The sequence below is a fragment of the Sphingopyxis sp. genome (assembly GCF_050725615.1).
Taxonomy (GTDB): domain Bacteria; phylum Pseudomonadota; class Alphaproteobacteria; order Sphingomonadales; family Sphingomonadaceae; genus Sphingopyxis.
The window spans coordinates 69656-88211 of the sequence record NZ_JBOHHU010000001.1 but is presented as its reverse complement, the minus strand read 5'-3'; the positions used below and the strand labels follow the sequence as shown (position 1 = coordinate 88211).

The window sequence follows — 18556 nt, the reverse complement described above, 5'->3', positions numbered from 1 at the left end:
GCTCAGCCCTTCGGCCCGTCCACGATGCGGATGCCCAGTTCCTTGAGCTGCTTGTCGCTGACCGGCGCCGGGGCCTGCATCATAAGGTCCTCGGCCTTCTGCGTCATCGGGAAGACGATGACTTCACGGATATTGGGCTCGTCCGCGAGCAGCATGACGATGCGATCGACCCCCGGCGCCGAGCCACCATGCGGCGGCGCACCGAATTTGAACGCGTTGATCATGCCGGCAAAGTTCGTGTCGACATCTTCCTGGCTGTAACCGGCAATCTCGAACGCCTTATACATGATGTCGGGGCGATGGTTCCGGATCGCCCCCGACGACAGCTCAACGCCGTTGCACACGATGTCATATTGATACGCCAATATGTCGAGCGGGTCCTTCGAGGTCAGCGCCTCGAGCTCGCCCTGCGGCATGCTGAAGGGATTGTGGCTGAAGTCGATCTTGCCGGTTTCCTCATCGGCCTCGAACATCGGGAAGTCGACGATCCAGCAGAATTCGAAGCGCGACTGGTCGATCAGCTCCAGCTGCTCGGCGACGCGCGTACGGGCCAGACCAGCGAGCTTGGCGGCCTGCGCCTCCTTGCCGGCCGAGAAGAAAATGCCGTCGTTCGGGCCCAGGCCGAGCGCATCGGCGATCGCCTTCATGCCCTCCTGCCCGTGATTGTTCGCGATCGGGCCGCCGAACACACCATCCTTCTGCGTCGCATAGCCAAGGCCGGGGAAACCTTCGGACTGCGCCCACGAGTTCATTTCGTCGAAGAACTTGCGGCTCTTTTCCGCCGTGTTCGGCGCGGGCACCGCGCGGACGACGTCGCCCGCCTCAACCATCGACGCGAAGCGGCCGAAACCCGATCCCTTGAACAGGTCGGACACGTCGGTGATCAGCAGCGGGTTGCGCAAATCGGGCTTGTCATTGCCATATTTCGCCATCGATTCCCGGTACGGGATGCGCTTGAACGGCAGCGGCGACACGGTGCGCCCCTTGCCCTGCCAGTCGGCGAACTCCTCGAACACCCCGTGCAGCACCGGCTCGATCGCGGCGAAAACATCGTCCTGGGTGACATAGCTCATCTCGAAATCGAGCTGGTAGAATTCACCCGGCGACCGGTCGGCGCGCGCATCCTCGTCGCGGAAGCAGGGCGCGATCTGGAAATATTTATCGAAGCCGGCGACCATCAGCAGCTGCTTGAACATCTGCGGCGCCTGCGGAAGCGCGTAGAATTTGCCCGGATGAACCCGCGACGGGACCAGATAGTCGCGCGCCCCCTCCGGCGACGACGCCGTAAGGATCGGCGTCTGGAATTCGGTGAAGCCCTGCCCGATCATCCGGCGGCGAAGGCTGGAAATCACGTTCGAGCGCAGCATGATGTTGGCGTGAAGCCGCTCGCGCCGCAAATCGAGGTAGCGATAGCGCAGGCGGATATCCTCGGGATATTCGGTGTCGCCGAACACCGGCAGCGGCAGTTTGTCGGCGGACGACTGGACGACGATCGCGCTGGGATAGATTTCGATCTCGCCGGTGGGCAGCTTGGGATTGATCGTCTCGGGCGAGCGTGCGGAAACCTTGCCCGTCACCGTCAGCACCGATTCCGGTCCGGCCGCATCGACGATCGGGAACAGGCTCGACCCGGTCTCGACGATGATCTGGGTCACGCCGTAATGGTCGCGCAGATCGACGAACAGCACATTCGCATGTTCCCGCGTGCGATGGATCCAGCCCGACAGGCGGACCTCCTGCCCGACATCGGCGGCGGTCAGGGCGGCACAGGTGTGCGTACGATAGGCGTGCATTTTTTCGTCTTTCAATCGTCGGGGAGCGCGGGCGAAAGCCGCGCCGATATGGTCGCGCCTAAGGCAGGGCGACGCGCCATTTGTCAAGGGTTGAAGGCCGATTCAGGCGGTCAGGCCAAGCCCGTCGAGGACCGCGCTGCCGAACATGGCGCGGTGCGCGGGATCGGGCATCAACCGGTCGCGCGCGGCGCGCCAACGCTGCAGATCCTCGCCATAATCGGCCGCAACGCGCGCGCCGTCGAGATGACAGCTCTTCGCCCAGTGGCGGGTGAAGGCCACGCCCTCGCGGTCGAGCAGTTCCACCACCCGCGCATAAGCCTCTGCGGTGCGCGCGCTCCGGGGGCCGTCGAAGTCGATCACCGCATTGTGGGTGAAGCGCGCCGGTGCAAGCAACCCCTGCGCCCGCTCCATGAACCGCAGGGTGACCGCCGTCGAGCCGCCGTGGCGCGTGTAGACGCCGCAGATCAGCTCGAACACATGCGGCAAATCACTCCGGTCGATGGTCACCGACGCATTGAACAGGTCGGCGAGCGGCCGATGGGTGTCGAGCCCTTCCCCCCAGGTTCCATGAACCGGCGGATCGTCGACGTCGGGACCCGCCGCATAACCCATCTTCATCGCGAACTGGAGCAACGCGCCGCGCGCCCAGGAATAATCGTCGAGCAGCCGCCCCAGCAGGCTGAGCGCGTCATAGCCGGCGCCCATCTCGCCCGGCGTCGCCTGGTCATAATCGGCACGCCACGGTTCGGCGTACAGAAACCGCAGCATCGCCGGCCGCTTGAACGGCTTGTACGGGTTGACGATCATCTGGACGAAATCGGGGGTGCGATCGAGCGCATAGGCCGCCGAGAAGCGACCGAAATCGCCAACCGCGAGCCAGTCGAGCGCCGCGCGTTCGACCTTGCGGAGATTCTGGATCGGCCGGACGAGGAATTTGGGAACGCTGTCGACGACCAGGGCGGTCACGATCCCCAGCGCGCCAACCGGCAACTGGACCGCCGCGAAGACGTCGTCGTCGCGCAGAACCGTCGATCCCGTAGCGGCGATGAAAGCGTCGCTCATCACTCCCGCCGCCGGCTCGACCCAATAGATACCGCCCGGCGTCACCAATTGCACCGCGCGGATATGATCCTGAATACCGCCGCGCGTGACCATCGAGCCGTGCGTACCCGTCGCCGCCGCGCCCGCAAAGGTCTGGCCGTTGCCTGCGCCGCTTGTCCACAGCGAACGCCCCTGCTCCTCCAGCTTGTCCGAAACCTCGTCGACCAATGTGCCCGCTTCGACGAGCATCAGCCCGGCGTGGCCGATACCCGGCCGCACATCCTCCGCAGCGACACGGAAACAGCGGTTGAAGCGGCGCGTGTGGAGCAACCAGGCGTCGGAACAGATGTTGACGTTCGACGGCGACCAACCCGCTCCCAAGGGCCGCACACGCTTACCCGCCGCACGTGCTGCGGCGAGCCATTCCTGCACCGCCGTCGCCGCCATCGCGAGCTCGTCGCGTCCGCGCGCGGCATCGCCGCTGCGCAGCGCGAATCGCGTCGCATCCTCGCACACTCCGGTGCCGTGATAATTGGTCCAGGACCCGGTCTCGCCGATGGGGACAATCGGCATCACGCGTCTCCGAGCGGCTGGATGCCGGCGTGGGCGCGCCAGGCCACGGTCACGGGGCGCTTCAGCCCCAGCGTGAAGATCGCGGTCAATATCTGCCGACGCGTCGTGTAAACGCGCAGATCGCACAGCCCATGATCGGCCTCGGGCGTCACGAACGGATGCCGCGCCGCCGCAGCAAACCCCCAATATTTCAGCGTGACGACCATCGATTCTTCGTCGAGCGGTCGCGGATTGGCGATCGAGACGAAGATATCGCCCTGCCCCGCCATATATTGTCCGAAGAGTAGTAACAGGAACAGCGCCGCAAGCGCCCATCCGACCCACATCATGCCCCAAATCCCTTCGTGCGTTTCCGGCCGGCGTTCCGGCTCTGCGACCCCGAAGAGGGCGGGCAATTTTTCCTGCCCGTCTGCATCAACTAGCTGTATAGGCGCGACATGCAAGTCCATCCGCTCATCGAAACCAGCGCCGCGCTCGTCGAATTCTGCGACCTCATCAAGGACAGCGATTTCATCGCCGTCGACACCGAGTTCATGCGCGAAAACACCTTCTGGCCCGAACTCTGCCTGATCCAGGTCGCCAACAGCGACCATGCGGCGGCCATCGACCCGCTGGCGAAAGACATGGATCTGAAGCCGTTGCTCGACCTGATGGTCGACAACGAGGACATGCTGAAAGTCTTTCACGCCGGCGGGCAGGATGTTGAAATCATCTTCAATCTGACCGGCAAGACCCCGCACCCGATCTTCGACACGCAGATCGGCCAGATGGCGCTCGGTCAGGCCGAACAGGTGGGCTATTCGAACCTGGTCGAGGCATGGATCGGCATCCAGCTCGACAAGGGTGCGCGCTTCACCGACTGGAGCCGCCGCCCGCTCGACAAGCGCCAGATCGACTATGCGATCGGCGACGTCACCCATCTGGCCAAAATTTTCCCGATGATGCTCAAGAAGCTCGTCAAGACCGGACGCGGCCACTGGCTCGATGAGGAGATGGAAAAGCTCGCCGATCCGTCGAACTACAGCGTCGATCCCGACCAGGCCTGGCACCGCATCAAGATCCCGTCGCGCAAACCCGATGTGCTGGGTCGGCTGCAATCGCTCGCGGCATGGCGCGAACGTGAGGCGCGGTCGAAGAATTTGCCGCGCGGCCGCATCGTCAAGGACGAAACGCTCGCCGACCTCGCGGCGCATCCACCGAAGGATCAGGACGGCCTGGGCCGCGTGCGCGGGCTGTCGGCGACCTGGCGTTCGAACGATATCGGCGGGCGGCTGATGGACGCGCTCGCCAATGCCAAGCCGCTCGATCGCGACGACATGCCCGACCGCGCACCGCGAGGGCCGGGGCTCGGCAAGGAAGGCGTGCTCGTCGCCGATCTGCTCAAGCTGCTGCTCAAGATTCGCGGACGCGAACTCAATGTCGCCGCCCGATTGATCGCGCGCAGCGACGAGCTGGAAGCTCTCGCAGCGGGGCGACGCGACGATATTCCAATGCTGCAGGGCTGGCGTTACGACGTCTTCGGCCATGCCGCGCTTGATCTGGTCGAAGGGCGGATGGGCTTTGCCGTCCAGCACGGCAAGCTGGTGATGAGCAAGATCGAGGCTCCGACCCCGATCGACGCGGCCCAAGACTAAAGCAGCAGCAGTTCGGGTTTGGCGTCGAGTGCCTGCGCGAGGGCACGCAGGCGGCGATCGACCGATTCGCCCGCAAGATGGTGCCAGCCCGCTTCGAGCCTGAGCGTCAGCTTGCCCTTTTCGAGCGCGATGCGGCTCGCCTTGAGTGGCGCCTCGACGCCGCCGGTCAGGCGCTGGGCTAGGCGGATCGCCAGACCCCATTGGCGCGCGCGGGCCAATCTTTCGTCCGTGACCAATGGCCCCATCGCCGGAAAATCGCCGTCGGCCCCGCCGAATCCAGCGTGCAGGGCGCGGGCGAGCAGGATGCGGCCCGGAATGTCGATGCCGCGCCAATTGCCGTGCAGGCCGATCTCGGTGCCGCGATCGGCCCGGAAATCGGGATTCGCCGACCAGGCGACGTCGCTGAGCAGGCTCGCAGCCAGGCGCACGCGGCTGTCGGCGGCATCTTCGCTGGCGAACAGCGGCGCGATCCAGGCGGCCAGCGCCGGACCATGCGGGGCAAAACGCGCGAGACGGCGGCCTTCGAATTCGGCGGCGACGATCAGCGGGTCCTGCGCGCGCGTCTCGGCATCGAGCGCCTGATAGAGCAGGCCTTCGCGCAGTCCCGAAGAGGACACCGTCATTTCGGGAACGTCGATGATGTTGACGAGCGCCGCGAGCAACGCCGCCGCATCGGGAAGCGCGGCGGCGCGGTTCGACGCCATGCCGGGAATGGCTTTCAATTCCTCGAAACTCAGCCGCCGCGTGGCGCGGATCAGGCGACGAAGCGCGGCGCGCGGCAGCGTGTGCTGGTCGAGCACCGCGAGCGGATCCTTCGTCAGTTCAAGGTCGAGGCGCGAAAGCGCGCGCCAAGACCCGCCGACCAGATAGAGCGGCAGCCCGGCGCAATCGCCCGGCCAGCCCTTGGCGCGCAACATCTTGCGGATCGCACGCTCGAACGCCTGCGGCCCGTCCTTGCGCAGCGCGGGAAGGCGCAGCACGCCGAGCGGGAAGCTGTTGCGCCGCCCCACTTCGCCGTTCGACACCTGCGCCAGTTCGAGGCTGCCGCCGCCGAGGTCGACCGCGATGCCGTTCGCGTCGGGGATGGCGGCGATAACGCCGTAACCCGCAGCCTCGGCTTCTTCCTGTCCGGACAACAGGCGAATCTGGAGTCCGGCTTCGGCGGCGCCGGCGATGAAATCGGGGCCGTTGGACGCGTCGCGGACGGCAGCGGTGGCGACGCATTGCACATCCGCGACCTCCATGTGCCGCGCGAGCAGCGCATATCGGCGCAGCGCGAACAGCCCGCGCTCGGCGTCTTCGGGGGCGATCCGCCCATCGATCGCAAGGCCGCGACCGAGGCCTGCGGCGACCTTTTCGTTGAAGATCACCGCCGGCGCGCGCGGCGGGCCTTCATAAACGACGAGGCGGACCGAGTTGGAACCGATGTCGATGACCGCCGAGCGATGGAGTTTGGATTTGGGGGCGCGCTGGGGGGGCAATTTGGTCAATCTTCACGCATATTGAGGAGGAGTGTCGGGACGTCCTGGCGCTGGTGGAGCGCGGTGCCGCGGCCCGACAGCGATGGGTTCGTCATAAAATAATGATGCAAGTTGAATGGTTTGTCGCCCGGATTTAAGCGCACATAGGTGCCGTCGGCTTGCAGCACCCAGCTTTGTTCATTGTCGATGAGGTTCGCGACGAGGACCTGGTCCAAAATCTGGTCGTGGACGGTCGGATTTTCGATCGGGATCATATATTCGACGCGGCGGTCGAAGTTGCGCGGCATCCAGTCGGCGCTGGAAATATAGAGCTTGGCGCGCTGGTGCGGCAGCGCCGCGCCGTTGGCGAAGGCCCAGACGCGGCTATGTTCGAGGAAGCGGCCGACGACCGATTTCACGCGGATCGTGTCGGACAGGCCCGGCACCCCGGGACGCAGGCAGCAGATGCCGCGCACGACGAGTTCGATCGGCACCCCGGCCGCGCTCGCTTCATACAGCTTGTCGATGATGTCGGGGTCAACGAGGCTGTTCATCTTGGCCCAGACGCCCGACGGCAGCCCCGCCTTCGCCGCCGCCGTCTCGGCATCGATCAGCTGCGACAGATGCGCGCGCATATTGAGCGGCGACATGGTGATCATGTCGAGCCGTTCGGGTTCGACATAGCCGGTGATATAGTTGAACAATTGCGCGGCATCGCGCCCCGCGCGCGGATCGGCGGTGAAGAAGCTGAGGTCGGTATAGATGCGCGCGGTCACCGGGTGATAATTGCCGGTGCCGAAGTGGCAATAGGTCTTGTACCCCTGCCCCTCGCGGCGGACGACCATCGAGATTTTGGCGTGGGTCTTCCACTCGATGAAGCCGTAGACGACCTGCACCCCGGCGCGTTCGAGCTGGTTGGCCCAGAGCAGATTCTGTTCCTCGTCGAAGCGCGCCTTGAGTTCGACGACCGCGGTCACCGACTTGCCCGCCTCGGCCGCCTCGATCAGCGCGCGGATCACCGGCGACTGGTTGCCCGCGCGATAGAGCGTCTGCTTGATCGCGACGACGTCGGGATCGGCGGCCGCCTGGCGCAGGAAGGACAGGACGACGTCGAAGCTTTCATAGGGGTGGTGGACGAGGATGTCCTTCGACCGGATCGCCGCGAAGCAATCGCCGCCATGTTCGCGAATGCGTTCGGGAAAACGCGCAGAAAAGGCAGGAAATTTGAGGTCGGGGCGATCGACGTCAACGAGCGCCGATAGCGCCGCCAGCCCGACGAAGCCGTCGATCTTGGCGACGATCGCCTCATGTCCCTGGATATCGGCGTTGAGCACCGCAGCGAGTTCGCCGGGCATGTCGGCTTCGAGTTCGAGCAGGATCACCCGGCCGCGACGGCGACGACGGATCGCGGTGCGGAACAGGCGGACGAGATCCTCGGCCTCTTCCTCCAGTTCGATGTCGCTGTCGCGAATGATGCGGAACACGCCGCGCGAGCGGATGCGGTAACCGGGAAACAGCGTGTCGCCGAACAATTCGATCAGATATTCGATCGGCACGAAGGCCGACGGTTCGCCGGGCACCGGCACGAAGCGCGCGAGCGACGCGGGGATCATCACCAGTTCGCGAATATGTTCGCCGCCGGCCTTGCGTTCGAGGTCGAAGATGACGCCGAGGCCGCGATTGGGAATGAACGGAAAGGGATGCGCCGGATCGAGCACCTGCGGGGTCAGGATCGGGAAAATCTGGTCGATGAAATATTGGCGCAGCACCCCGCGCAATTTTTCGGTGTCGGAGCCCGCGCCATGGACGGTGATGCCCTGTTCGCCGAGCAGGCGATGGAGCAATTGCCATTCGCTCTGCTGCTGGTCGACGAGCCGGTTCACCTCGGCCTCGATCTCGGCGAGCTGCTGGCCCGGCGAGCGGCCGTCGGCCGAAGGATCGTCGATCCCCTGCAGCTGCTGCCCCTTCAGCCCCGCGACGCGGACCATGAAAAATTCATCGAGGTTGCTGCCCGAAATCGACAGGAAGCGCAGGCGTTCGAGCAGCGGATGCGCCGGATTGCGCGCCTCCTCCATCACCCGCCGGTTGAAAGCGAGCCAGCTCAGTTCGCGGTTGAAAAAGCGTTCGGGGCCGAAGGAAGGGCGCGCCGTGTCGGCATCATTGTCTGCGCGTAAGGGGCCGCCAGCTATCGACATGTGTCTTCATCCTGCCTTTCGAGGAGATCGGGATCGATCAGCCCCTGTGACAGTAATGTTTCACGCGTAAGACGAACCCCGACGCGTCGCCCCTGTTCCAGCGAGGCGGCGTCGAGCGCGGCGACGATGCGGTGGAGCGTCGCATAGCTGCGCTCCATGCGCGGGACGATATACGACGCGACCTCGGGCGCGAGCGCCATGCCGCGCTGCGCGAACAGCGCCTCGATCAGGTCGCGCGCCAGGCAATCGTCGGGCTCGCCGATCGTCAGCACGGGCACCGCGCGCAGGCGCGACGCGAGATCGGGGAGCCGGATATCCCAGTCGGCGGGCGGCGCGTCGGCGATGATGAGCAGCGGATCGCCGCTCGCCTGCGCGGCGTTCCACGCGTGAAAGATATCCTCTTCGGACACGCTGTCATGGCCATCGATGACGCGCCCGCCGGTTTCGCGCGCGAACAGCCGACCGATCAGGCTGCGCCCCGATCCGCGCGGTCCGGTGAGCACGGCGGTGCGCACCGGCCAGGTTCCCACATGGCGCAGATAACGGACTGCGTCGGCGTTGCTGGTGCCGACGATCAGCGGGCCGTCATTGCTGCCGCCCGCGCTCCAGTCGAGCGGGAGCGCGATCTGTCCCGACGGGCGCGCCATCAGCGACTGATCCGGAGCGTGCTCCCGCTCGCCTGCACCTTGTAGCCGCGCGCTTCGAGCGCGGCCTTGAGCCCGGCGAGATCGCCGCGGAAGGTCACGCGCATCACCGACATGCCGCCGAGCGCGAGGCTGGTGGTCGAGGCCGACTGGACCCCGGCGACGCCGCCGACGGTCCGCTCGGTCGCCGAAACCGATTCGACGTCGGGCGAGGTATATTGGACGGTGAAGCTCGACACCCCGACCGGCGCGGCGGTGGGCACGCTGCTGTCGGTTTCGGTCGGCAGCGCGTCGGTGTCGGTTTCCGCGACCTCGGGCAGTTCCTCGACCGCGACCGGTTTTTCGAGCACGAGATAGGTGTCGGTGCGCAGCACCCCGGCGGCGAGCGCGTCGGTGTAGAGCCGGTCCATGCGCGCGACCGCTTTTTCCATCATGTCGGGCAGCGCGCGCGGGCTGGGCCCGGTCATGGTGAACCCGCCGATCAGCTTGTTGTCGGGGCCGAAGCGCGCGGTGAAATGGCCGGTGATCGGCCCGCCGGGATAGCTGTATTCGACGCGCGCGATCGGCACGAGCACGTCGGCGGCGCCATATTGGTCGAGAATGACGCGCCACCAGACGCGGCCGCGGCGCCCGACCTGGCCCGAATTGAGCAGCAAGGTGTCGGCGCCGGTGCCCGCGGTGCGGACATAGTCGATCGCGCTCTGCCCGGTATTATATTCGGCCCAGGCGCGCTGCCAGGCGCTGCGTTGTTCAAACACCTGCGGCATGCCGTCGATCGAATAAACCGGGATGACGAGCAACGGCGGCGACCGCAGGGTGCGGCCACTGACGCCCAATATCTGTCCCGCGCGGACGCGGTCGAACTGGACGCCGAGGCGCGCCACATAGCGGCGCGGGCCGATCTGTTCATCCTCGACGACGATCGCGGTGACGATGCCGTCGAGCACCGAATCGCCGAGCGCCGGGCCGTCGGTGCCGTTGGTCTTGCGATATAATTGCGCCCAGCCCTGCCGCTGCGCCTCGCGCCAGCCCTTGGTCCGCGCGTCGTCGGCATTGTCGCCGATGACGTCGACGAGGATGCCGCTGGCCAAGAAATCGCCGCTGCTGTTGATCGGCGTGATCCCGCGATCGCCGCGCGTGATCTGCCCCTCGACCACGCCGACCACCAGAATCGCGGCGAAAAAGGCGAGCAGCGCCACGAAACGCCAGTCGCGCCGCAGCGCGGTCGACAGGCGGAGAAGCGGGGCGAAGCGCCGGGCGTTGGAGGAGGAAGCGGCGGAAATCATCTCTTCTCTATGCTCTGCCCCGAATGCGCGGCCCGGACAAGGAAATCGTGGCATTTGTCGGCTGGACTCGTTAGTCGCGCTGGCCATGGATGCCAAGCAGAACCCGCCCGCCGGTTACACTTATGCGCAGGCCGGCGTATCGATCGACGCCGGCAATGCGCTGGTCCGTGCCATTGCCCCGCTCGCCCGCGCGACGCGCCGTCCCGGCGCCAACGCCGACCTCGGCGGATTCGGCGGCTTTTTCGACCTGAAGGCGGCGGGGTTCAACGACCCCCTGCTCGTCGCGGCCAATGACGGCGTCGGCACCAAGCTGAAGCTCGCGATCGAATCGGGGCGCCACGACGGGGTGGGAATCGACCTGGTCGCGATGTGCGTCAACGACCTGATCGTGCAGGGCGCCGAGCCGCTTTTCTTCCTCGATTATTATGCGACCGCGAAGCTCGACAATGATGTCGCGACCGCCGTGGTCGCCAGCATCGCCGAGGGTTGCAAGCAGGCGGGATGCGCGCTGATCGGCGGCGAGACCGCCGAAATGCCGGGCATGTACAGCGAGGGCGATTACGACCTCGCCGGATTCTGCGTCGGCGCGGTCGAGCGCCATGAGGTGCTGACCGCCGACAAGGTCGCGGCGGGCGACGTGATTTTGGGCCTCGCCTCCTCCGGTGTGCATTCGAACGGCTTTTCGCTCGTGCGGCGGCTCGCAGCCGACAAGGGGTGGAAGCTGGACCGCCCCGCGCTGTTCGACCAGAATATCCTGCTGATCGACGCGCTGATGGCGCCGACGCGCATCTATGTGAAGAGCCTGTTGCCGCTGGTGAAGACCGGCAAGATTCACGCACTGGCGCACATCACCGGCGGCGGCCTGCTCGAAAATATCCCGCGCATCCTGCCCGCGACCCTGCACGCACATGTCGATGCAGATGCCTGGGAGCAGCCGCGACTGATGGCCTATCTGCAGGCGCAGGGGACTATCGAGCCCGAAGAAATGGCGCGCACCTTCAATTGCGGGATCGGCATGGCGGTCGTCGTTGCAAAGGACGATGTCGACGCCGTGACGGCCGCACTGACCGAGGCGGGCGAAACGGTGTTCCGCATCGGGCATATCGCCGAGGGTGCGAAGGGCTGCACCGTGACCGGCGGCGCCGAGACGTGGAGCGCACGCGCGGCGTGGAGCGCCACGCATAATGCCTGAGGCCGCAAAGCCCCCCTCCCGCCTGCGGGAGGGGTTAGGGGAGGGCCTGTTTGGCCGCATTCCTATTAGACATGCCCTCCCCCGCCCCCTCCCGCAAGCGGGAGGGGAGAAGTGAAGGCGCGCGTCGCCGTGCTGATTTCGGGCGCCGGGACCAATATGGCGGCGCTGCTCTATGCCGCGAAGGCCGCCGACTGCCCCTATGAACTGGTACTGGTCGCGAGCAACGACCCCGATGCACCCGGCCTCGCCATCGCCGAAGCCGAGAGCATCCCGACATGGAGTCTCTCGCACAAGGGCATGAACCGCGACGCTTTCGACGCGCTGGTCGACGACCAATTGCGCGCCGCCAACGCCGAGTTCGTCGCGCTGGCGGGCTATATGCGCATCCTGAGCGACGATTTTGTCGGTCGCTGGGCGGGCCGGATGCTGAACATCCACCCCAGCCTGCTGCCGCTCTACAAGGGGCTGAACACCCACCAACAGGCGATCGACGCGGGCGACAAGTTCGGCGGGTGCAGCGTCCATATCGTGACCCCCGGGGTCGACGACGGCCCGGTGCTGGCGCAGACGCCGGTCGCGATCGTCGCGGGCGACAGCGTCGATACGCTGGCGACGCGGGTGCGTTTTGCCGAACATCAGCTCTATCCCGCCACCCTCGCCGCCTTCGTGATGCGCGAGCGCTCGCCCGATTACCTGCGCGGCCGCGTGCGCGAGCTGGCGATGGCGCTGCCCGAGGCCGACGAGGTGACCTCGCACGGCATGCCCTGTTTCGGCATCGTGAAGGGCAAGAAATTCGCCTATTTCACCGAGGATCATCATGGCGACGGCAAGACCGCGATCCTGGTGAAGATCAGCGGCGCCGACGAGCAGGCGGCCTTGATCGAGATGGACGAGGCGCGCTATTATCGCCCCGCCTATTTCGGCGACGGCTGGGTCGGCATCCGGCTCGACCTGGGCGATACCGACTGGGAGGCGATCGGCGAATGGCTGCGCAAGAGCTGGCTCGCGGTGGCGCCGAAGAAGCTGGCGGGACTGATGGGGGTTGCCGAGGAGTTTTGACGATGCGGTTTTTCGCAGGCCTGTTGATCCTCACCCTTTCCGGCTGCGGCATGGCCGTCTCAGACAAACCGATGCTCGAAGCGAGCGACACGGCCGGCGCGCCGCAATTCGCCGACGGCGTGTGGCTGATGCCCGAAATGGACGAAGCGGCGGATTGCGCGGTCGATACCGCAAAGCCGGTGTCGGGGTGGCCCGACTGCGCGACCTGGGCTCTGCACAGGGACGGCCAATGGTTCGCGCGCGACGGCAATAGCGGGATCGTCACCAAGCCGGTGCCGCGCGACGCCGTGATCGTGTCGAACGGCGATATCGCGATCGTCCAGCTCGAATCGGACAAATCGGCCGACGACGGCGGCACGGTCGACCCGACGCCCTACAACTTCATCGCGTTCGACAATGAGCCCGCGGCGGCGGACAAGCTGCGGTCGATCCGGTTCTGGATCGTGATGTGCGGCCACTATACGGAAAGCGACGCGGACGACGAGGATGCCCCGGCGACGCTGGTCCGTTTTCCCGGCTTCGATGAAAAATGCCGGCCGGCGTCGATGCAGGTGCTGCGCGATGCGGCCCGGCTGAGCCGTCCGGCGGCGTCGATCGACCTTCCCGCCTTCCATTGGGCGCGAGCGGCACTGGACTAACAAAAAGGCCGCCGGATCGCTCCGGCGGCCTCTTCGATTTCGCTATCCCGACGGGATCAGCCGACGATTTCTTCGGGCTTGAAGAAATAGGCGATTTCGATCGCCGCATTTTCGTCGCTGTCGCTGCCATGCACCGTGTTCGCTTCGATGCTCTCGGCCAGTTCCTTGCGGATCGTGCCGGGGGCGGCGTCCTTGGGGTTGGTCGCGCCCATGATGTCACGGTTCGCCTGCATCGCATTCTCGCCTTCGAGAACCTGCACGACGACCGGGCCGCTGATCATGAAATCGACCAGTTCGCCGAAGAAGGGGCGTTCCTTGTGCACCGCGTAGAAACCTTCGGCCTGTTCGCGGCTCATGTGGATGCGCTTCGACGCGACGACGCGCAGGCCGGCGCCTTCCAGCATCTGGGTGACCGCGCCGGTCAGGTTGCGACGCGTGGCGTCGGGCTTGATGATCGAAAAGGTGCGAGTGACCGCCATGAGAGAAGCTCCTGCTTTGTTATATTATGATGCGCGCGCCTCTAGCGGCGCTTTTGCTGCACTGCAAGGAAAGAGCGCGGGGTCAGGGCCCCTCGGACCAGCGGCCGCTCTCGTCCTGTTTCCAGAAACGGTTGTCGACCTCGTCCTTCGCCGCGAGGCTTCGCCAGATCGCGCGCGCGTCGTCGATGCGGCTGTTGTCGAAGAGCAGGAAGGTCCGGCCGAAACCGAGCGCCTCGTCGCGCCATTCGCCGTCGGCGAGCGCGAGGTGCGTCGCGCCATTGGGGGCCGGTGCGGCGAGCGTGCCGGCGATCAGGATCGGCTCGATCGCCTCGTCGGGCGAGCCGGCGGCGCCGTGGGGCAGGAAGCTCGCCGGCTGGAGCGTCCACAGCGCCTCGTCGATCGCCTGGCGCTGCATCGCGGGACCCGCGACGACGAGCAGCCGGTCACCATTGCCGAGGACGCGCGACGCCAGCGCGGGAAGCACCCGTTCGACCGGGTCGCGGGTCAGCCGGTAAAAATCGACGCGGGGCATGGATTACAAGACCATCGTCATTGCGAGCGTAGCGAAGCAATCCAGAGCGGTGCGCCTGCTCTGGATTGCCGCGTCGCCTTCGGCTCCTCGCAATGACGAGGTTAGGTGCATCACCCTTCGAAATTCGCCGCAATGAAGCGATCGAGCAGCCGCACGCCATAGCCGGTCGCGCCCTTGGCATAGACCGGGCCGTCCTTGTCGTGCCAGGCCATGCCCGCGATATCGAGATGCGCCCATTGGACGCCGTCGTCGACATAGCGCTTCAGGAACTGCGCGGCGGTGATCGAGCCGCCCTCGCGCGGGCCGATGTTCTTCATGTCGGCGATCGGGCTGTCGATCAGCTTGTCGTAAGCGGGCGACAAGGGGAAGCGCCACAATTTGTTGTTCGACGCCTCGCCCGCCGCCAGCAACTGATCGGCGAGGCGGTCGTCGTTGGCGAACATGCCGGCATATTCATGGCCGAGCGAGATCACCATCGCGCCGGTCAGCGTCGCCAGATCGACGATCACCGACGGTTCGTAGATTTTCTGTGTCCAGGTGATCGCATCGCAGAGGACGAGCCGCCCCTCGGCGTCGGTGTTCAGCACTTCGACCGTCTGCCCCGACATGGTGGTGACGACATCGCCGGGGCGCATCGCATTGCCGTCGGGCATATTTTCCACCAGGCCGACGATGCCGACGACATTCGCCTTGGCCTTGCGACCCGCGATCGCCTTCATCGCGCCCGCGACGGCGCCCGCGCCGCCCATGTCCCATTTCATCATGTCCATGCCCGGCCCGGGCTTCAGGCTGATGCCGCCGGTGTCGAAGGTCACGCCCTTGCCGACGAAAGCGATCGGCTTCGCGCCCGCTTCGCCGCCGTTCCAGCGCATCGCGAGCAGCCGCGGCGGACGGGTCGAGCCCTGCGCGACGCCGAGCAGCGCGCCCATGCCGAGCGCCTTCATCTGGCGTTCGTCGAGCACCTCGAGCTCGACCCCCAGGTCTGCGAGATGCTGGCAGCGTTCGACGAAGCTTTCGGGATAGAGGATGTTGGGCGGCTCGGCGACGAGCGTCTGGGTGAAGGCGACGCCCGCAGCGATCGCCTGCGCCTCGGCCCAGCCCGCCGGGGCGCTGCCGCCCGGCGCGGCGATCACGATCGTCGTCAGGCTGGGCTTCGCATTGTCGGCGAGCCGCGTGCGATAGGTGTCGAGACGCCAGTTGCGCAGCAGCGCGCCCGACGCGAAGGCGAGGATATCGTCGGCGTCGACCGCTCCGGCATTGGCAAAGTCGACATGGACCGTCGTCACGCCGCTCGTCTGCAGTTTCGCGGTCAGCGCCGCGCCGGCACGTTCAAGGTCATGCGCCGCACCTTCGCCGAGCCCGATGAGCAGCAGCCGTTTCGCCTTGTCGCCGTCGACCGCCGCGGTTTCGGTGATTGCCCCCGCCGCGCCGTCGAAACGCGCCTGCGCCGCAGCGGCGCCGAGCAGCGCGTCGAGCGCGCTTGCGCCGCCCTTGCGGACCGGAAAGGCGACGACGTCGGCAGACGCATCGATTTGCGCGACAAACTGAATGTCCATCCTGTGACTTTCTTATGCGATGATTGATTGGAACGTGCCGGACCGATAGGGGTTTCGCTTGCGAGTTGCAAAAACAAAGCTGTCGGTCCAACCGGGGGCGGACGCGACAAAGGTGTGGGACAAAGTGATTCAATGACGGGGACTTTGTTCCAAGGGGGCAACCGGCCGCTGTGGCTTGCGACCGCCAGCGTGCTGGCCCTGCTGGCGGTTCCGGCCGCCGCGCAGACCGGCGCCGAACCGCCGGTCGTGCCCGCGCCGCAGGGCGAACCCGCGCTTCAGACGCCCGATGTTTCGACCGCGACCACCGACGCGCCGGCTGTCACGAGCAACCAGCAGGTCGGCTTCGCCGCCGACAATCTCAATTACGACAGCGACGCCGATGTCGTGGTCGCCGACGGCAATGTGCAGATGAACCGCGAAGCGATCCAGATGCGCGCCGACAAGGTGACCTGGAACCGCAAGACCGGCGAGGTCGTCGCCGAAGGCAATGTCGCGATCGCCAATCCCGAAGGCGACACTGCCTATGGCGACCGCATCGTCCTGACCGACACGCTGCGCGACGGTGTCGTCGAGAATATGCTGGTGGTGCTCGACAACGGGTCGCGCCTCGCGGCGGTGAAGGGCACGCGGTTCGACAATGGCAATATCGAACTCGAAAATGCCGCCTACACCCCCTGCCCCGTCGAGGATAATGCGGGTTGCGCCAAAAATCCGAGCTGGCAGATCCGCGCCGTCAAGGTCATCTATGACAAGGCGAAGGACAAGGTCCGCTACAAGGGGGCGCGGGTCGAGATTTTCGGCCTGCCGCTGATCCCGCTACCCGGACTCAGCCATTCGATCGGCGGCGGCGCGACGAGCGGGCTGCTGGTTCCCGAAATCCGGCTCGACCGGTCGAACGGGTTCGAGATCGCGGTCCCATATTACCTCCGCCTCGCGCCCGACCGCGACGTCACGATCACCCCGCATCTTTACACCGGCGCCGCGCCGATGATCGAAGGCGAGTTTCGCGCGCTGACCGATATCGGATCGTTCCGGATCAACGGCTATGGCACCTACAGCTCGGTGGTCCCGCTCTCGGGCACGCCGTCGCAGGGCAATGACAAGTTCCGCGGTTACCTGGAAAGCGCCGGGCGGTTCCAGCTGAGCCCGCATTGGAGCATCACCTACTCGGGACGGATCGCGAGCGACCGCACCTTCCTGCGCCGCTATGACATCACCCGCGACGACCGGCTGCGCTCGACTTTCGAGGTCGAACGGATCGGCGGGCAGAGCTATTTGTCGATCGCCGGCTGGGCGACGCAGACGCTGCGCGCCGGCGACCGGCAGGGTCAGCAGCCGGTGGCGCTGCCGATCCTCGATTATCGTCAGCGGCTGACCGACCCGGTGTTCGGCGGCCAGTTCGAACTGCAGGTCAATACGCTGGCGATCGGTCGCACGGCGGGACAGGATACGCAGCGCGCCTTTGCCGGGGTGCGCTGGGATTTGCGGCGGCTGACCTCGCTGGGGCAGGAAGTCACCTTCACCGCGATGGTGCGCGGCGACATCTATCACAGCGACGAGAATCTGCTCACCGCCATCCCCGGCTATCGCGGCAAATCGGGCTGGGAAGGTCGCGGCATCGCGGCGACGGCGATCGATGTGCGCTGGCCCTTCATCGGCGAATTTCTGGGCGGCACGCAGACGCTGACCCCGCGCATCCAGTTCGTCGCGACCCCGCAGCTCAAGAATCTGGACATTCCGAACGAGGACAGCCGCGCCTTCGACCTCGAGGACAGCAACCTGTTCGCGATCAACCGTTTCAGCGGCTACGACCGGTTCGAGGATGGCGCGCGCGTCACCTATGGCGCCGAATGGAATTACAGCCGGCCGGGCTTCAACATCAACAGCATCATCGGGCAAAGCTACCGCCTGTCCGACAAGCCGAGCCTGTTTCCCGACGGCACCGGGCTGACCGACAAGACGTCGGACGTCGTCGGACGCACCACCGTCGCGTACAAGGATTTCCTGCGACTGACTCACCGCTTCCGGCTCGACAAGGACAATCTGGCGGTGCGCCGCAACGAGTTCGACGCGACGATCGGCAGCCGATCGACCTATGCCGTCCTCGGTTACTCGCGGCTCAACCGCGACATCACGACTGTGGCCGAGGATTTGCAGGACCGCGAAGAAGCGCGCGTCGGCGGCCGCGTCGCCTTTGCCCGCAACTGGTCGATCTTCGGCTCGGCGATCGTCGACCTGACGAGCGCGAACGACGATCCGCTGAGCGTGTCCGACGGGTTCGAGCCGATCCGCCACCGGCTCGGCGTCGCCTATGACGACGACTGCCTGTCGATCGCGCTGACCTGGCGCCGCGACTATATCGACACCGGCGACGCGCGGCGCGGCAACAGCTTCTCGTTCCGCGTCGCGTTCCGCAACCTGGGGTTCTGATATCCGGCTTCGCTCAGCTTGCGTTCAGCGTTTGGCAGCTAGCA

General features: G+C 66.0%; 15 protein-coding genes. 5 read left to right on the top strand and 10 right to left on the bottom strand.

Translation table 11 applies throughout. The features are described from left to right. Positions 1-2: 2 nt before the first annotated feature. The 3 genes from aspS to ACREB7_RS00420 all read right to left on the bottom strand — a co-directional run bounded on the left by aspS (position 3) and on the right by ACREB7_RS00420 (position 3736). The gene (gene aspS / locus ACREB7_RS00430) at positions 3-1793 is read right to left on the bottom strand and encodes an aspartate--tRNA ligase (protein ID WP_431590332.1); all 1791 of its coding nucleotides are present in this window, start codon (positions 1791-1793) and stop codon (positions 3-5) included. Positions 1794-1895: 102 nt separating this feature from the next. Continuing rightward, complete coding sequence (locus ACREB7_RS00425) at positions 1896-3407, bottom strand: FAD-binding protein (protein WP_431590331.1); 1512 nt, start codon at positions 3405-3407, stop codon at positions 1896-1898. Then, a complete protein-coding gene (locus ACREB7_RS00420; RefSeq protein WP_431590330.1) occupies positions 3407-3736 on the bottom strand; it encodes a hypothetical protein in 330 nt (109 codons plus the stop codon). The genes ACREB7_RS00425 and ACREB7_RS00420 overlap by 1 nt, the downstream gene beginning before the upstream one ends. A gap of 108 nt (positions 3737-3844) precedes the next feature. Here ACREB7_RS00420 and rnd point away from each other — a divergent pair, with 108 nt between their 5' ends. Continuing rightward, positions 3845-5041, top strand: coding sequence for a ribonuclease D (rnd, locus tag ACREB7_RS00415; protein WP_431590329.1), 1197 nt, complete (start codon positions 3845-3847; stop codon positions 5039-5041). Here rnd and ACREB7_RS00410 read toward each other — a convergent pair. The 4 genes from ACREB7_RS00410 to ACREB7_RS00395 are packed head-to-tail and all read right to left on the bottom strand — an operon-like array spanning position 5038 to position 10626. Next, positions 5038-6531, bottom strand: coding sequence for a Ppx/GppA family phosphatase (locus ACREB7_RS00410; protein WP_431590328.1), 1494 nt, complete (start codon positions 6529-6531; stop codon positions 5038-5040). The genes rnd and ACREB7_RS00410 overlap by 4 nt on opposite strands. After that, complete coding sequence (locus tag ACREB7_RS00405) at positions 6528-8696, bottom strand: RNA degradosome polyphosphate kinase (protein ID WP_431590327.1); 2169 nt, start codon at positions 8694-8696, stop codon at positions 6528-6530. The genes ACREB7_RS00410 and ACREB7_RS00405 overlap by 4 nt, the downstream gene beginning before the upstream one ends. Then, positions 8687-9343 carry an HdaA/DnaA family protein gene (locus ACREB7_RS00400; RefSeq protein WP_431590326.1) on the bottom strand — a complete coding sequence of 219 codons (657 nt, stop codon included), beginning with the start codon at positions 9341-9343 and terminating at the stop codon, positions 8687-8689. Before ACREB7_RS00400 ends, ACREB7_RS00405 begins: the two co-directional genes overlap by 10 nt. Beyond that, positions 9343-10626, bottom strand: coding sequence for a heavy-metal-associated domain-containing protein (locus tag ACREB7_RS00395; protein ID WP_431590325.1), 1284 nt, complete (start codon positions 10624-10626; stop codon positions 9343-9345). The genes ACREB7_RS00400 and ACREB7_RS00395 overlap by 1 nt, the downstream gene beginning before the upstream one ends. Before the next feature lie 85 nt (positions 10627-10711). Between ACREB7_RS00395 and purM the strand changes: the two genes are divergently transcribed. The 3 genes from purM to ACREB7_RS00380 all read left to right on the top strand — a co-directional run bounded on the left by purM (position 10712) and on the right by ACREB7_RS00380 (position 13515). Beyond that, positions 10712-11818, top strand: coding sequence for a phosphoribosylformylglycinamidine cyclo-ligase (purM, locus tag ACREB7_RS00390; RefSeq protein WP_431590324.1), 1107 nt, complete (start codon positions 10712-10714; stop codon positions 11816-11818). A 111-nt stretch (positions 11819-11929) separates the two neighbouring features. Further along, positions 11930-12877: a phosphoribosylglycinamide formyltransferase gene (gene purN, locus ACREB7_RS00385; RefSeq protein ID WP_431590323.1), complete on the top strand. Its 948-nt coding sequence runs from the start codon at positions 11930-11932 to the stop codon at positions 12875-12877. Positions 12878-12879: 2 nt separating this feature from the next. Next, positions 12880-13515 carry a hypothetical protein gene (locus tag ACREB7_RS00380; protein ID WP_431590322.1) on the top strand — a complete coding sequence of 212 codons (636 nt, stop codon included), beginning with the start codon at positions 12880-12882 and terminating at the stop codon, positions 13513-13515. 56 nt (positions 13516-13571) lie between these two features. Here ACREB7_RS00380 and ndk read toward each other — a convergent pair whose 3' ends face one another. From ndk to ACREB7_RS00365, 3 genes are all read right to left on the bottom strand, one after another. Further along, entirely contained in the window at positions 13572-13994 is a 423-nt protein-coding gene (ndk, locus tag ACREB7_RS00375) for a nucleoside-diphosphate kinase (protein ID WP_431590321.1), read from the bottom strand. Between the two features lie 82 nt (positions 13995-14076). Further along, the gene (locus tag ACREB7_RS00370) at positions 14077-14526 is read right to left on the bottom strand and encodes a DNA polymerase III subunit chi (protein WP_431590320.1); all 450 of its coding nucleotides are present in this window, start codon (positions 14524-14526) and stop codon (positions 14077-14079) included. Between the two features lie 110 nt (positions 14527-14636). Beyond that, positions 14637-16082 (bottom strand): leucyl aminopeptidase, encoded by a 1446-nt coding sequence (locus ACREB7_RS00365; protein WP_431590319.1) that lies wholly within the window; start codon positions 16080-16082, stop codon positions 14637-14639. Positions 16083-16214: 132 nt separating this feature from the next. Here ACREB7_RS00365 and ACREB7_RS00360 point away from each other — a divergent pair, with 132 nt between their 5' ends. Beyond that, positions 16215-18512, top strand: coding sequence for an LPS-assembly protein LptD (locus ACREB7_RS00360; protein ID WP_431590318.1), 2298 nt, complete (start codon positions 16215-16217; stop codon positions 18510-18512). The last annotated feature ends 44 nt before the right edge of the window (positions 18513-18556 follow it).

Bases quoted from the DNA above. Each gene is read 5' to 3' on its own strand.
- aspS (WP_431590332.1), bottom strand. From the start codon at position 1,793: ATGCACGCCTATCGTACGCACACCTGTGCCGCCCTGACCGCCGCCGAT.
- ACREB7_RS00425 (WP_431590331.1), bottom strand. From the start codon at position 3,407: ATGCCGATTGTCCCCATCGGCGAGACCGGGTCCTGGACCAATTATCAC.
- ACREB7_RS00420 (WP_431590330.1), bottom strand. From the start codon at position 3,736: ATGATGTGGGTCGGATGGGCGCTTGCGGCGCTGTTCCTGTTACTACTC.
- rnd (WP_431590329.1), top strand. From the start codon at position 3,845: ATGCAAGTCCATCCGCTCATCGAAACCAGCGCCGCGCTCGTCGAATTC.
- ACREB7_RS00405 (WP_431590327.1), bottom strand. From the start codon at position 8,696: ATGTCGATAGCTGGCGGCCCCTTACGCGCAGACAATGATGCCGACACG.
- ACREB7_RS00400 (WP_431590326.1), bottom strand. From the start codon at position 9,343: ATGGCGCGCCCGTCGGGACAGATCGCGCTCCCGCTCGACTGGAGCGCG.
- ACREB7_RS00395 (WP_431590325.1), bottom strand. From the start codon at position 10,626: ATGATTTCCGCCGCTTCCTCCTCCAACGCCCGGCGCTTCGCCCCGCTT.
- purM (WP_431590324.1), top strand. From the start codon at position 10,712: ATGGATGCCAAGCAGAACCCGCCCGCCGGTTACACTTATGCGCAGGCC.
- ACREB7_RS00380 (WP_431590322.1), top strand. From the start codon at position 12,880: ATGCGGTTTTTCGCAGGCCTGTTGATCCTCACCCTTTCCGGCTGCGGC.
- ndk (WP_431590321.1), bottom strand. From the start codon at position 13,994: ATGGCGGTCACTCGCACCTTTTCGATCATCAAGCCCGACGCCACGCGT.
- ACREB7_RS00370 (WP_431590320.1), bottom strand. From the start codon at position 14,526: ATGCCCCGCGTCGATTTTTACCGGCTGACCCGCGACCCGGTCGAACGG.
- ACREB7_RS00365 (WP_431590319.1), bottom strand. From the start codon at position 16,082: ATGGACATTCAGTTTGTCGCGCAAATCGATGCGTCTGCCGACGTCGTC.
- ACREB7_RS00360 (WP_431590318.1), top strand. From the start codon at position 16,215: ATGACGGGGACTTTGTTCCAAGGGGGCAACCGGCCGCTGTGGCTTGCG.